General features: G+C 47.0%; 11 protein-coding genes. All 11 read left to right on the top strand.

Translation table 11 applies throughout. From position 1 onward, the window contains the following. Positions 1-32: 32 nt before the first annotated feature. The 11 genes from EI981_RS26440 to EI981_RS26390 all read left to right on the top strand — a co-directional run bounded on the left by EI981_RS26440 (position 33) and on the right by EI981_RS26390 (position 15,447). Positions 33-929, top strand: a complete 897-nt coding sequence (locus EI981_RS26440) for a flagellar hook-basal body protein (RefSeq protein ID WP_127003329.1) — start codon at positions 33-35, stop codon at positions 927-929. A gap of 29 nt (positions 930-958) precedes the next feature. Next, positions 959-1,783 carry a flagellar hook-basal body protein gene (locus EI981_RS26435; protein ID WP_127003327.1) on the top strand — a complete coding sequence of 275 codons (825 nt, stop codon included), beginning with the start codon at positions 959-961 and terminating at the stop codon, positions 1,781-1,783. Between the two features lie 12 nt (positions 1,784-1,795). Beyond that, on the top strand, positions 1,796-1,999 hold the full coding sequence (locus tag EI981_RS26430; protein ID WP_127003325.1) for a DNA-directed RNA polymerase subunit beta: 204 nt from the start codon (positions 1,796-1,798) through the stop codon (positions 1,997-1,999). A gap of 494 nt (positions 2,000-2,493) precedes the next feature. Continuing rightward, positions 2,494-2,916 (top strand): 3-hydroxyacyl-ACP dehydratase FabZ, encoded by a 423-nt coding sequence (fabZ, locus tag EI981_RS26425; protein ID WP_127003323.1) that lies wholly within the window; start codon positions 2,494-2,496, stop codon positions 2,914-2,916. Positions 2,917-3,044: 128 nt separating this feature from the next. Beyond that, the gene (locus tag EI981_RS26420; RefSeq protein ID WP_127003321.1) at positions 3,045-4,763 is read left to right on the top strand and encodes a phospho-sugar mutase; all 1,719 of its coding nucleotides are present in this window, start codon (positions 3,045-3,047) and stop codon (positions 4,761-4,763) included. A gap of 790 nt (positions 4,764-5,553) precedes the next feature. Continuing rightward, a complete protein-coding gene (locus EI981_RS26415; protein ID WP_127003319.1) occupies positions 5,554-7,572 on the top strand; it encodes a DUF5693 family protein in 2,019 nt (672 codons plus the stop codon). After that, positions 7,545-8,729 (top strand): polysaccharide pyruvyl transferase CsaB, encoded by a 1,185-nt coding sequence (gene csaB / locus EI981_RS26410; protein ID WP_127003317.1) that lies wholly within the window; start codon positions 7,545-7,547, stop codon positions 8,727-8,729. The genes EI981_RS26415 and csaB overlap by 28 nt, the downstream gene beginning before the upstream one ends. A 7-nt stretch (positions 8,730-8,736) precedes the next feature. Then, the gene (locus EI981_RS26405; RefSeq protein WP_127003315.1) at positions 8,737-9,501 is read left to right on the top strand and encodes a WecB/TagA/CpsF family glycosyltransferase; all 765 of its coding nucleotides are present in this window, start codon (positions 8,737-8,739) and stop codon (positions 9,499-9,501) included. 109 nt (positions 9,502-9,610) lie between these two features. Then, positions 9,611-10,732, top strand: coding sequence for a glycosyltransferase family 4 protein (locus EI981_RS26400; protein WP_127003313.1), 1,122 nt, complete (start codon positions 9,611-9,613; stop codon positions 10,730-10,732). Between the two features lie 248 nt (positions 10,733-10,980). Then, positions 10,981-11,379 carry a hypothetical protein gene (locus EI981_RS26395; RefSeq protein ID WP_227011599.1) on the top strand — a complete coding sequence of 133 codons (399 nt, stop codon included), beginning with the start codon at positions 10,981-10,983 and terminating at the stop codon, positions 11,377-11,379. 144 nt (positions 11,380-11,523) lie between these two features. Beyond that, complete coding sequence (locus tag EI981_RS26390; protein WP_127003311.1) at positions 11,524-15,447, top strand: S-layer homology domain-containing protein; 3,924 nt, start codon at positions 11,524-11,526, stop codon at positions 15,445-15,447. Positions 15,448-15,568: the final 121 nt, after the last annotated feature.

Raw genomic sequence — 15,568 nt, 5'->3', positions numbered from 1 at the left:
GAAGCAGCAAGTTTGAATTTGGAGGCATGTCCATGATCAGGGGACTTTATACTGCTGCATCAGGAATGATAACCGAACAACGGCGTCATGATACGATCACGCAAAATATTGCGAACATCAATACTCCAGGATATAAGCAGGTAAGCTCAGTTGCTCATTCTTTCCCGGAGACGCTAATCTCGATTATTGGGGATAAGCAGTCTGGTAATAGTCGCAGAATCGGGAAGTTAGCTACGGGGGTCTTTGCGGAAGAGAGCTTGGCATCTTATGCCCAAGGAGATCTGAAGGAGACGGGCAAGAGGTCGGACTTCGCGCTACTCTCGAGTATCGGTATGAATCATCCTGCAACCGGGGAGTTGATTCCGTTCGATGCCTCGGGCAAATATGTGGATGATAATGGAGAAGTATTTTATCGTCCGGAAGCTTTCTTTACTGTGATGGATAAGGACAACCAATTGCGGTATACGAGAGATGGGAACTTCACAGTAGCTCCTGATGGAGCTCTGTTGACATCGCAAGGGTATCGGGTGCTTGATATGGACCACAATCCTGTCGTGCTGCCTGCCGGCGTATCGATTGATTCCTTACAAAGCGATAGTGTCGGAAGACTCTTCTATTATAATGATGCGGGAATTCGTGAGGATGTAGGTAATCTGGGCATCTCGGTCGCTGACCGTCCGCAGGAATTGATTCGCGATGGCAACGGAGTATATCGTGAAGTAGCCGGATTAGGTCCTAATGTTAGGCAATTGACGAATCGGGAAGGGGCAGAAGTCCGCCAGGGCTATCTTGAAGTATCCAATGTCGACCCTGCTCAATCCATGGTTGACTTAATGGCTGCTCAGCGCGCCTATGAGTCCAACCAGAAGATCGTTCAGTACTATGACAAGAGCTTGGACAAAGCGGTTAATGAGGTTGGTAAGGTATAGCATTGTATAAGTAATATAGGAGGTGCTACATGAATAACTCCATGATCAGTGCCATGGTATCCATGAGCGGTATCCAGCAGCGTCTGGATTTGCTTGCCGACAATATGGCCAATCTAAATACAGTTGGATTCAAGCGCAAGGAAGCAACTTTTGAAGATACGCTTACTCGTGTTCAACAGCAAGCCAAAGGGATGGAACTGTCTGGCCGGGTCTCTCCGCGTGGCTTCAATCTGGGATTTGGCTCTATGATGGCGGGAGCAGAGGTTAACTTTGAACAAGGCCCTATCAAGCAGACGGATATTCCGACAGATCTGGCGATTGAAGGAAATGCCTTGTTTTCAGTGATGACAGCTGGTAATATTAAGGCCTATACAAGGGCGGGCAACTTCATGATTCAACCGGATCCGAATGATGCGGAATCTGCTTGGCTCGTTACGAATGATGGTCACCACTTGTTGAATACGGATGGGGAACGGATCGTTGTCCCTGCTAATTCCAAGCTGCAGATTGATGAGCATGGCTGGATTACAGCGGTTGCTGGGTCTGGAGCTGCCGAACAGATTGGGCAGATTCAGTTGTATACGCCGATTCGTACAGATGCGCTGCAGAAGAGAGATGGCAACTTATTCGTCATAGCTCCGGGCGCGCAAGAAGCGGATGTACTGGCGAACACCTTTGCTCTTCCTCAGGATCAGCAAGCTCGCCTCCGTCAGGGAGCGCTGGAGTCCTCCAACGTGAATCTAACCGATGAGATGGCAGAATTAATGCAGGTTCAAAGAGCTTACCAGCTCTCGGCCCGTGCCTTGACTTCTAGCGATACAATGATGAATTTGGCTAATAACTTACGCGGGTAGGTGGAGCGCTTCATGACAGAGAAGAATAGCCCGGAAGTTAAGCACCGCGCATGGTGGATTGTCCCGCTGCGAATCGTGCTTATACTGCTCTTCTTCGCAGCCGCTTTGATCGGTGGGGCGATTGCCGGGTACGTTGTACTCGGCAAGCAGGATATTCACGATGTATTAGACTGGAGCACCTGGCGTCATGTGTTTGATCTGGTCTTTGCTCCTTAGCGGGAGCGATAGGTGCATCTAGATGTTGAGTTTTAGAGTCGCTTGTCTGGATGAGAATAATGGTTGGAGAACTCCCGAATACGGGAGTTTTCTTTTTGCGTAGGTAGAATGTATAATGATGGGGGACTAAGCGCTTGACTTTTCAGCCGAAAATGAAAGGGCTAAATCCTATACAGCGCTAGCTGTACCGGATTAGCCCCTTATCTCAACCCTCGCTTCTGCAGCGGCGAAGGATAATTAAAGTGTGACCGACTTTAGCCTTTTTTATACTAAGAGAGGTAGTTCAAAAAGTCCTCTTTTGATCACGAAGCGAATCATGAAGCTAACTCGGCATCGAATCTTGAATTCAGCCGGGCCTTCCGGTGCTCACGTACACACTACGTACGCTGCGCTCCTCATGCCCTAGCTTCATCCAACCTTCTCGGTGCTGAAAACCGAACTTTTTCAACTCACACAAAGTAAAAGTAATTTAATTTAAGAAAGGGGATTTACATATGCTGGATATAAAGCAGATTCAAGAGATCATACCGCACCGCCCTCCGTTCCTACTGGTGGATCGTATTGTAGAACTGGAGGAAGGCAAGCGGGCCGTCGGAATCAAGAATGTTACTGTGAACGAACCGTTCTTTACGGGTCACTTTCCAGAGTATCCGGTGATGCCGGGGGTGTTAATTACTGAAGCATTGGCTCAGGTAGGTGCTGTAGCTATCTTGAACTTAGAGAGTAATCGAGGCAAAATTGGCTTTCTAGCTGGACTCGATGAGTTCCGCTTCCGCGGCCAAGTTGTGCCGGGCGATACGCTGCGTCTCGAAGTAGAGATTATCCGCTTGAAGGGCTCCATCGGTAAAGGCAAAGCCGTTGCCAAGGTGGACGACAAGGTCGTCGCTGAAGGCGTAATTATGTTTGCCTTGTCATAAATGTGGAGTTTTAGGATGCCGACGAATGGCTTCCTCTCACAGCTCATAGATTGGTTAGTAGTTGGAGACCTGTCTATCCATTAAATTTGGGGGATGGACGTAGAAATAGTTAGGAGGAGTTTGTAATCATGGCCGAACTTAGCACGAATGTAAGAGAAAGACTGGACGGTTGGCTCCAGGATCCTGCCATTGATGAAGCGACGAAGCAGGAGCTTAAGCAGCTTGAGAATAATCCGGTGGAGCTGGAAGACCGCTTCTATCGTGATCTTGAATTTGGTACAGGTGGATTGCGCGGTGTTATCGGTGCAGGCAGCAACCGGATGAATCGTTATACGGTGGCTCGAGCGACACAAGGCTTTGCTGAGTATATTTTGCAATCCCATGGCGGACAGGAAGGGAAGCCTTCTGTCGTTATCGCTCATGATTGCCGTCATTTCTCGCCGGAGTTCGCTCTGGAGGCTGCGCAGGTACTCGCCGGCAATGGAATCGTAGCCAAGCTGTTCCCGTCGCTGCGTCCAACGCCGCAGCTATCTTACACCGTGCGTGAATTAGCGGCAACCGGTGGGATTGTCGTAACAGCGAGCCATAATCCGCCTGAATATAATGGATATAAAGTTTATAATGCCTTTGGAGGGCAATTGGTGCCACATGAAGCGGAGCAGGTCATCGCCAATATTCGTGAGGTTACTTCATTCGGCGGGATCAAGCGCCTGAGCCGTGAAGAGGCTGAGCAGCAAGGAATGCTCGTCTGGCTCGGTGAGGCGGAAGACGAAGCCTTTGCTGAGACGGTGGCGGCAACCAGTGTGAATCGTGAGCTGATGGCTGCTGGTACGGCCAAGGATCTGGTCGTCGTATTCACTCCTCTCCATGGTACAGGGAATCTTCCGGTGCGCCGTGTGTTGGATAAGATCGGCTTCACTCAGGTTCATATCGTGAAGGAGCAAGAGTTGCCGGATGGTAATTTCAGCACGGTTAAATCTCCAAACCCCGAGGAGCGCGAGGCGTTCACGATGGCGATTGAGCTTGGCAAGCAGGTCGGAGCGGACATTCTGATTGGAACGGACCCGGATGCTGACCGTATGGGAGCGGTCGTTAGAGCGACGAACGGGGAATATGAGATTTTGACTGGGAATCAATCGGGTGTGATCCTGGTTCACTACGTGCTGGGTCAATTGAAGGAAGCAGGTAAATTCCCTGAGAATGGTGCAGTGGTGAAGACGATCGTAACGAGTGAGATGGGTGCGACCATTGCTCGTCACTACGGTGCTACGGTATTTAATACCCTGACCGGGTTCAAATATATCGGCGAGAAAATGAACCAGTTCGATGAGACTGGTGAGCATACTTATCTATTCGGATATGAAGAGAGCTATGGTTACCTGGCCGGCAACTATGCCCGCGATAAGGATGCTATTGTGGCCGCAAGCCTGATCTGTGAAGCGGCCGCTTATTATAAGCGTCAAGGCAAGACACTGATTGATGTGTTGGAGGAGCTATATGCTCAGTTTGGATATTATCGCGAGTCGCTCGCTTCTCGTACATTGAAGGGCAAAGACGGTGTGGCCAAGATTGGCGCACTGATGGAAGACTTCCGTAGCAACCCGCCGCAGCAAATCGCTGGCTCTGAGGTGAAGGAAGTGCTTGACTACTCGCTTGGATTGGATGGCCTTCCGAAGGAAAATGTATTGAAATTCATGCTCGCGGATGGTTCCTGGTTCTGCCTGCGTCCATCCGGAACGGAGCCGAAAATTAAATGCTATTTCGCCGTTTGTGGCGAGTCCAACGAGGATGCTAAGGCTAGATTGAAACGTCTGGAAGAGGAAGTATTAGCGCGTATAGACGCTTAAAGCATCAGCTCTTTTCGCAATATTACTGGAAGACGCATTGCCTGTTTGAAATGAATAAGCCGTACATTTAAGTCGACTTGATCAAGTCGACTTAAATGCTGTGTATAAGGCAAAACAGACCGCAGTAGCTCAGAAATCCGAATGGCAAGGAGTCCTTAGAAATAGCTTATCCCTGTAATTTCACGGGAAATTTACATCTAAGTGTACTTTCTGCAGTTATATTACGTTAGAATGTATGAGCCGCGTTTTAGCTGTACTTTTTGCATTTCAGGAAGCAATTACGGGAACGCTTGTGTCGACTACTGCTCAAAAAGTGACAATTTGATAAGATTTAGCGATAAAATTGAAGTATTATTGGATTGTGCTTGCCAGAATTCCTACATTTTCCTTAATGATTAGACGGACCATTTAAGAATTTTGACTCGGAAGCAAGAACTTAGTAGTCTTGATGTTAGAGATGAAGTTGTTATCGTCTGTGCCTGCAGGACGTATAAATCTGGACAGGCATAATAAGGCATCCTAAAGATGGGGAATTCCTGCAGTTTATCAAGTTTACACTTCATGAGCAGGAGATTCCTGTAAAAGTACAGTTTTTTCGCGAGGGAAGGCTTGATAGAAAACTGCACTTTTACAGCTATGCGCGTGCATTCACCGACATTTTAAAAAATATTCCAGTTTTGATTATTAGTGCGGTTAGATTGTAAGATAATAGGATGGGTAAGCAATAAGACGATAACGAAGAGGGATGAAGTAGTATTTGTATTTTTTCTTAAGTTGAGGAGGTAGCTTTGTGGTACAAAGTTGGCAGCGGTGGAATCAAGCTTCCCGCAAATGGCTATGGATTTTGGTGATAGTGGGGATTGTCGCCTCTATACCTGTAATTTATCAACGGGTGGAGACGGAGTCCTCGGCAAATAAAGTGGAAATTGTATTCAATTATCGCGGATTGGTCGAGATATCGAATTATCAAGCTAATCCGGCGGCCTATATGAATGAACAATTGGATCGATTGAAGGAAGCCGGAGTTACAACGATGGCTATGTTCGAGGGCTCGCTTGATGAATATCAGAAGACAAGACGGATTATGGTCTTTAGTGAGGCTGATATCGCCAAGTTCAATAAGTCATTGGTGACCCCGAACAGCAACTTTACTTATATTGCATTTACGACTGATGACAGCGAGAAGCAGCTTCGTCCTGTGATTGAAGGAGCTTTTAGCGGATTAGGCGTTTCAGTACTGCCTTGGGAATATGAGGGGCGTCCAGGTCTGGTCGTGGAGATGTCTCCAGATGAAGCGCTGCTGAAGCCGATGCCGATTGATAAAATGGCGTTCTCTATGCTACAAGATAAAGGCTTTATTATATTGCCGCGGTTGTCTGACAATATCCCTTATGATCAAGCGGCGATGGATGAAGAACTCAAATATTTTGCAGATCATGGTGTGAATCGCATTCTGTTCGAGGGTGAAGCCGTCAAAGGGTTCCAGGACAATGAGGAAATGAATAGTTTACAGGGCTTTGCCGATCTGCTGAACAAATATAATATCGGCACCGCCGCGATTGAGAATTTGAAGGCTCCACAAAAAGGCTTCAACAAACTGGCATATCTGACGGATTATAATGTGGTTCGTCTTCATCCGCTCGCTGATGCAGAAGCAACTCAGGATACGGAGACCTTGGCTGATCGGTTCGCTCTGGCGACGAAGGACCGTAATATTCGGATGATTTACTTGAATGCTTCTCCAGCTAAGGATGCCGGGAAAGCAGCAATTACGAATCCGATTGACAATCTGGTCCATTCGCTGCAGGAACCGGGAAATGCGATCCAGCGTATCCAGGATAATGGCTTCGAGCTGGGTCAGGCAGAGGCCTTCCACGTGTATGATGCTTCCTGGCAAAAATATTTGAAGGCGTTAGTCGTACTTGGCGGCGTGGCGATGATCGCATGGCTCATCTCGTACTTCATTGCGCCTATTACCTTAGCAGTATTTGTTCTCGGGTTAATCGGTTCCGCAGGGCTATATGTGCTTAAACCAACTTTAATGGAACAAGCTCTTGCGTTATTCGTGGCGATTAGTGCGCCGACAATTGCGGTAGTGCTGGCCATACGCAAAGTAAATGAAGTCAGTGATGCCAAGACGACGCTTCCAAATAGCAAAAGATTGGTGCATACACTCGTTCTGTATGTGAAGACAGCTGTAATCTCACTGTCGGCCGTTCCTTTTGTAATCGCATTGCTTAACAATATTACGTATAGTCTCGTGCTGAATCAGTTCCGCGGCGTAAGCCTGTTACACTTGGGACCCATTCTGCTGATTGCTATTTATGTCTTCCTGTACCAAGGCGAATCCGTTTGGAAGGAACTAAACCGTTGGCTGAAGATGCGGATTACGCTCCTGTGGGTAGTTGTAGCTGCGGTTCTGGGTGCGGTTGGTCTGTATTATCTGTCTCGGACAGGGAACGCCGGCTCGCTACTGCCTGGTGAAGCCACATTTAGATCTGTGCTCGAGAATACATTTGGCGTAAGACCAAGGAATAAGGAATTCCTGCTTGCGCATCCACTGTTCCTGGTAGGTATCTTCGCTGCGTTCCGTTACCGTTGGGCGCTCTATGCGATGGTTATCGCAGTTATGGGACAGTTGTCTATGGTAGATACCTTCGCTCATATCCATACCCCGGCGGTTCTGTCGCTGATTCGCGGCTTGCTTGGTCTGGGATTGGGATTGATCGTTGGCTTAATCGCGATTGTAATTTGGCATATTATCGAAAGGTGCTGGGATAAATGGTCGCCGCGTCTCCTCAAACCATAGTTCTATCGGGATATTACGGCTTTCGCAACAGTGGGGATGAAGCAGTGCTGCAAGCAATTCTTACAGCGCTGGAAGAGGAAGGCCGGGCATCCGGGATTCAGATTGATCCGGTGGTGTTGTCGATCGATCCCGAATGGACGAGCCGTACCTATGGAGTAAAAGCTGTACATCGGATGAAATTTGCGGAAGTAAGGAACGCTATTAAGAACAGCGACGGCTTGATCAGCGGCGGGGGCAGCCTGCTGCAGGATGCAACGGGACTCAAATCGATCCCGTACTATCTCGGCGTGATCAAGCTGGCGCAATGGCTCGGGAAGCCAACTTTTGTATACGCACAGGGCGTCGGCCCCGTAAATCGCAAGCTATTCCGCCCGTTTATAGCGTCTGTATTTCGGCGCTGCGATTATATCTCGGTGCGGGATGCGGAGTCGGCGGAGCTGCTGCGCAGCATGGGTATTCCGGGCGGGGACATCGAGGTTGTCCCCGATCCGGTGATGGGGCTGAAGCTGCCGGAAGATGGGGTGGCAACTTCAGCAGATTCGCAGCTGGACTCGCAAGCGGGCGAGTCCGCTGCCACCACCGGCGCCGGCGCCAATGCAGCCGGGCTGCCGGTGGTGGGGGTGTCGGTCCGCTTCTGGACAGAAGCGCGGACCGAACTGGCGAAGCTGGCCGAAGGCCTGGCTTCGCTGAGCCGCCGCAAGCCGGTGCATATCCGCTTTCTGCCGTTTCATTCCCCAGGCGATGACGAAGCCTCGCGCTTCGTCATGGAGCAGATGGGAAATGTGGCAGACAGCGGCAGCACCGTGAGTATTGCGGCGGAGACGGAGCATCCGCAGGATATGCTCCGGGAAGTCAGCCAGTGCAGCCTGCTGATAGGCATGCGGCTGCACAGCTTGATCTACGCGGCCTCGCGGGAAGTTCCGCTGCTCGGCATCTCGTATGATCCGAAGATCGATCATTTCCTCGGCCGTGTCGGCAGCGTTCCGGTCGGCACGACGAATGAGCTCGATCCGCAGATTGTTGCCGCGCAGGCCGAGCGCCTGCTCACCGAAGGTGAAGTTTGGCGCAGAGCACATTCAGCGAAGATCAACACGATGAAGGATGCGGCACGATTGCCAGCGCAGAACATCGCACAATTTCTACGGAGCAAGGGGTGATCCGAAAATGACGTTAACACATGATACAGCAGTACCGACGGTATCCGTGTTTGGGATTCCTGTATGTAAATGGGGAATGAAGGACACCGTAGAGTACTTGTCTCAGGTGGTCGCTTCCGGGACACCACATCAGATTATTACCGCGAATCCAATTATGATTATGTCCGCTCTGGAGAGCCCGGAATACAAGCAGTTGATGCAGGCTGCTGAATTGATCGTACCCGATGGAAGCGGTGTGGTCTGGGCCGCGCAGAAAGGCGGCGATCCTGTAGCGGAGCGAGTGGCAGGCATCGATCTGATGCATGAGCTACTATTGCAAGGTGTGAAGGAACAATGGAGAGTCTATTTGCTAGGTTCAACACCAGAAGTTATTGAAGAGACGGCTGGGCGATTATCCCGGCAGTATCCTGGCCTCATCATTGCAGGCCATCGGGACGGATATTTTGGCCCAGAACAAGATGAGGAAGTTGTCCAGGCGATTAAGGAAGCTGCGCCGCATCTGTTATTTGTTGCTAGAGGTGCGGATACACAGGAGCCTTGGATCGCAAAATATAAGCAGTCCCTAGGCGTACCCATTATGATGGGCGTCGGGGGCAGTTTCGATGTCATATCCGGCAAGACCAAGCGGGCTCCGCTTGTATTCCAGAAGCTTCGGCTTGAATGGTTATACCGTTTACTAAGACAACCATCCCGGTTGCCTAGAATGCTAGCGCTGCCGAAATTTACCGTAAGGGTTATGCGCGAAGGAGAAAACCTGACCAAAATACGATAATTAATTGAAATATTACGGAAAACAGCGTATTATTGCTTAAATACGGGGTTGGTGTTTCATTTGAAACGGAGTATAATCATTCCGGCAGAACAATTGGGGGTTAATACACATGTGGATGATCTATACCATCGGGTTTATCGTCGCGCTTGGTTTGGCGCTTGCTCTGACGCCGCTCGTTAAGAAGTTCGCTTTTAAGGTCGGCGCTGTGGACGTGCCTAACGCACGTAAAGTGCATACTAAGATTATGCCGAGACTCGGTGGATTGGGCATTTATTTATCTTTTATAGTAGCTTTTTTGATAATCGTATGGTTTGTTCCGGAATCTTTCTCAGTACGTGAGATGAATTTTATTAAGGCATTTCTTGTAGGCGGTACGATAACAGTTCTACTTGGAGCACTGGACGACCGCTTCGACTTGCCGGCTAAACTGAAATTTGTCGTGCAGATTGCGACAGCCTGTATCGTCGTCTTCGGGTTTGACGTGCGGTTGGAGTTCGCGAATATTCCGTTCCACACCTATGCTTCAGTAGAGAGCTGGATTGCTATTCCGTTCACGATTCTATGGATTGTTGGAGTAACCAATGCTATCAACCTGATTGATGGTCTGGATGGACTGGCAGCCGGGGTTTCCGGTATTGCAATTGCGACGATTGCTGTAATGGCGTTCATTATGGGTAATGAGGTCGTTGGTTTGATGAGCTTGCTGTTGCTCGGAAGCATCCTTGGCTTCCTGCATTTCAATTTCCATCCGGCGAAGATATTCATGGGTGACTCGGGGTCGCTATTCCTTGGCTTCTGTCTAGCCTTGTTGTCATTGCTTGGGTTTAAGCAAGTCGCAATCGTATCGTTCTTGACGCCGATAATTCTGATCGGTGTACCGCTCTCGGATACAATGTTTGCAATCATCCGTCGCTGGATGCAGAAGAAGCCAATCTTCTCACCGGACAAAGGACATCTGCATCATTGCTTACGCGAGCTTGGATTCAGCCACCGTCAGACGGTGCTGATCATTTACGGCATCGCCGCTTTCTTCGGAGTGCTGGCGGTGATCCAGTCCTCGGCAGCTATGTATAATGCCAACTGGGTTACCTTTGTAGTCATCTGCGTCATGGTCTTCTTCCTGCAAATTGGAGCGGAGGTCATCGGCCTGATCGGCAAGACCAAACGGCCACTACTGAACTTCCTGGCGCGCTTGCGCATGAAGGTCGGCGAAGAACGAGGATCGAAATAAAGTAGCTCAGAACTTTGATTTTTAGATTTAGCAAGATTGGAACTATAGATTACAGAAATTATATGTTTATATAAAATGTTAATGGGGACAACCTCTATCGGTGCTTGGGCGCTGAAAGGGGTTGTTTTTTTATACTATGTAGTTGAACACTGAAGTGTGGTTAGATTAGGCTGCTTACTAAATTTCATGGCATTTGTTATACTAAGGACATGCATTTTCTTTGAATAAGCTCAAGGGAGGGATTGTCTATGAGCGAGCAATTGCTTCAACAGATCATACAGAAGCTCGACAGAATTGAAAATGAGCAGCAAGCGATGAAATCAGATATGGGTTCTATGAAATCTGAACTAGGATCAATGAAATCCGAACTAGGATCAATGAAATCTGAATTAGGATCACTGAAAGAGACACAAGCCCTGATGCAGTCGCAGCTGAGTGAGACAAATGCCATTGTCCGGGCCATCCGGGATCGTCAGGAAGAGACAGACGCCAAGCTTGATGCTCTAAGCATGGATGTTCATAAGCTGCATGGTGAACTCACCCACCTCAAAGAAGGCCAAGAACGCCATGAGAGAATCCTCGAGAAACTCTCTCTTCGTTCGATCGAGCAGGAGACAGACATTTCAGCCTTGCGGAGAGCGAAATAGCTTGAATAGAATAAATTTATTATTAAACCTATTCCTTCTTAAGGATCGAATAGGTTTTTTGCCGTATTTTTTTACGGTTTTCTTCAAAATTATTGCTAATTGACCGATAAACAATATATTAAGAATGTGAGGGGGAGACTTGTAATGCAACGATGCAAGAAGCCATTAATTTGGTTGCTTTTATTTACTTTGATTGCTTCATTAATCCCAAATGCTGCAATACCAGTTGCGAACGCGGCAGGGGACAAACCAACCAGTTATTTCACACCTGATAACAAAGACTTGCGGAATACTGTAGATTTGACTTTGGATAAGGGCAGCAACCAGTTGACCCGGGAAAATGTATATAAAGTAACTGTACCGCAAATTAAAATTAAAGGTACATTCTCCAAGGTGACCAATTCTACGTTGTCCATACAAGCCCAGCAGTTGAACTGGGAACAACTGAATAGCAAGTGGGTAGAAGATGCGACCCGGATTAACCCCGGCGTGATTCAACCGGATCTGGACAGTCCGGACAATCGCTTTGAAGCGACGATCACCCTGCATTCCGGCATGAACCGGCTTACTTTTACAGGAACTCAAGGCTTGGTTCAACGTTCGGAGTCGTTCTATGTATTGTACGATAATGTACCTTATTTGGAGAAGCTGCAGGTTCTAGGTGGGGCTGATAAGCTGGATCTGAATGAGGGAGCACAAATTGTCGTAGCTAAAGATATTATTACATTAGAGGGCAACGCTCAGAATGCCACGAAGATTACCACGTCAATCAATGGAGGATCTGCACTTGCCACTACATTGCTGCAGGATGGTACTTTTTATTCGCAGCAAATGAAGTTGAACCCGGGGGTTAACGATTTGGTAGTCGTTGTAGCCAATGGGTCGGATACGTTAACGTTCAAGTATTCACTCTATTTCTATGATGAGAAGACGCCTTTTGTAGGTTTGTATCTCGTTGATTCTAACGGAAATGCACAAAGCTTGCTTGATAGCAATCAGCCTGTTTTTACAGAAAGTACAACAACAGCCAGGGTTTTTGCCCAGCTCTTGATTCCGGATTATAATAATACGGATTTCAATGCATCTGCTGAATTAAAGTTAGATGGCAAAGAAGTTGTCGGTTCGGAGGTTAAATATTATAAAGGCTTCAAAGTTAGTAGTGATGGGAAGATCAACGCCGAACAAGGAAGCGAAATATTTATTCCAAGCGTGAAGATTAATACGCCAGCATATCGTCTGGTTACTTTTGAGTTGACTTCGCTTTTACTGAATGAAGATACTCAGAATCCGCCAAGTGTTCTGAAGGATCAGAGGCATAATCTGTCCGTCACTTACGGAACGAAGACGATTAACAAAAGTGTCGACTTCCAGTATATGCCGGGTCATACTGTCATTACTGATCTGAAGTATTTAGAGGGGTATGATGGTGGTACAAATATCCCTCCGGGTACGTCCTTGAATGGTGCCAAGGTTGACTCCAGTGATTTTTACGTAATGGTCGTTACAAATAGCAAACCTGACTCTGCAACGGGTCTAGAGATTAATTATTTGCCATTGGCATCACAGCCAATTACTTATTCTTATGTATCGTCGCCATCGGATACACAACATATTTATAAGATTACAGGATTCAAGAATGGGAATCAGACTGTAAGATTCCAATATGCACTTTCCAATGCTTACAAAGATGCGAAAGTTTCATTTGCATCTAAAAACTATATATACATTGAAAATCTGCTGGACGGTCAGACTTATGATGTAACCGCCAACGGAAGATCATTGAACATTAAAGGTGAGTATGTTGATTTTGACACTTTGGACAGCCAATATTTCCTTGCCGAAGTGTTCGCTAACGGGATTAAGGTAAAATCAAATGTCCCTTCAGAAAATCTGGATTCGGGTTGGTTGAAAAATACCGGGAAATTTGACATTAATCTAGATATTTCGATCGACAACGGACCGTTAGTTTTCGGAGAGAACAGAATTGTCTTCACGGGAACAGGTGTTGATGAGAAAGGACAGGCTAGGGAAGTCACAAAAGTTTTGCGGATTTATATCGTAGACAACAACGTGTCGACAATTGCGAATTTTCAGCCTGCAGTAGGTAGAGATAGACCTGATTTCCCGGCGCGGGATTTTGGTTCTGATGATCCTCAACTGGCGAAGATCTTTAACTTGACGCCGGAGTTTATTTACAAAGATAAAGTTTATACAACAAGTCTACGAGAATTCGATATCGTTCTAAGAGGTTCCGGAGCAGTCAAAATGAACTTGAACATGGGAACCAAAAATATTTTATCTGCGAGCATTCCAGCCAACTCTCAGGACGGTGCGGATGTAACCTTTGCAAGCGATAGATACAATTATGATTTCGCAGGTAATCAAGGCGATTTCATCATGCGTATCCAAGATTTTATCTCGGATAAACCGGGCACATACATTTATACTTTGGAATTAATTAACGATACTGGCGCCAAGACGACTCAGAAGTTAGAGATCGTTAGAGAAGTAGGGGCCTATCGCATATTGTCTCCGCAGCCAACAGTGGGGAATCAAATCGTTGTGACCAAGAACTTTGTTCATTTTGATATTGAAGCTGAGGGTGCGACTGAGGTAATTATCGATAAAGAAGTTGCTGAGAGACGAACGGATCTTGGAGAGAACCGATTTGTTCTTGATTACGTCGGATTGAAGCAGGACAAGTCGAATAAAATCAAGATTCAGATTACTAGAGGCAATACGAAGACGAATGATACAATCGAAGTATTTTATACCGGAGCTATAGGAGTCGATTCGCAGTATATGGCTCCAAAGGTATCCAACAAGTATAGTGCGTTTAACAAATCCCTTGAGTTAACTTTTGATAAGGGATCCATTATGCAAAGTACGGATACAAGAGGCATTACGAAATCGTATCCTGATACGAAGCTGTTGTTTGGTATCGCGGATCCTAATACAGGTATCGTAGAACGTCGAAATGACTATGGTAATGTGATTGGATTTACAGGAACTGGAGTTGAAAGCGGCTATCCGTCTTGGATTCTTCCGGATGAATATTTGGGTTACTTCAGTTCGAATTTTGATCGCCGGAATTTCGTAAGGATTTCTAATGTTTACTGGGTTAGCGGTGGTCTTGGAGAATCAGGGGAGAGAGGAACAGCCAATTATAAAGCAGCAACCAATGGATTGGTTCCATATTCAGTTGAAGGGCTGTTTGGCGATCCCGAGACGCCTTCTGAACGTAAAATTACTCCTTCCAGTCGTGGCAAATTGACGATTGCCTTCGACAAGAGTGTCGTAGACGAAGCAGGCACAATGGTTACAGTATTCCGATATAATGAGAATCGCCGTTGGGAGAATATCGGCGGAGAAGTAAATACGAAGAACCACACGATTACGGTTCCGTTCGATGAGTTCGGTTATTATATGGTTATGAAGATGAGCCGCGGTTATAGCGATATTACTAACCATTCCTGGGCGAGAAATATTTTGAATGCTCTCTATTCAAAAGGAATTATGAATAACATCCGATTTGAACAATTCGGTACGGATGATCAGACAACCAGAGGCGAGTTCGCCACTTTACTGGTTAAGGGATTAAATCTTCCGTTGAATTATGATAATAATCCAACATTTAGCGAGTTAGTACCTGGCTCCAGCTCAGCTACATGGGATTATAAGCATATTGAGACCGCTGCACGGGCGGGGATCGTTACTGGATTGAGTGAAGGGATTTTCGGGGCCGATCAGCCGATCACTCGAGAGCAAGCAGCAGTAATGATCGCCAGAGCGCTAAAATTGAAGTTGCCAGCCAATGATCAGAAGTTGAAAGACGCGCTTGCTAAGACATTCTTGGATTCAGGGCAAATTGAAGTTTATGCACAGCCGGCAGTCCAGGCTGTATACAAAGCTAAGATTATGTCAGGCACTCCATCTACGCCAACTGGAAGCAAGAAGGCGGCCTATAACTTTAATCCTAAGTCGAATATGACTCGGGCAGAAGCGGGGAAAATTGCAGTGGAGCTATTGAAGAAGAGTACAAATGTTTTCCCTAAAAATTTAAGTTAGAAGCATGTTTTAATCCTGTCCAGAATCTGTTTCTGGGCAGGATTCGTTTTTTTCCAATTACATCTTTTTGTAATTTGTTGGGGTTTAAGTTACAATAGGCAGAGTAATAAAGATCAAGCAG

The organism is Paenibacillus lutimineralis, from assembly GCF_003991425.1.
GTDB classification, from domain to species: domain Bacteria; phylum Bacillota; class Bacilli; order Paenibacillales; family Paenibacillaceae; genus Fontibacillus; species Fontibacillus lutimineralis.
This window is presented reverse-complemented; position numbering and strand designations above follow the sequence as displayed.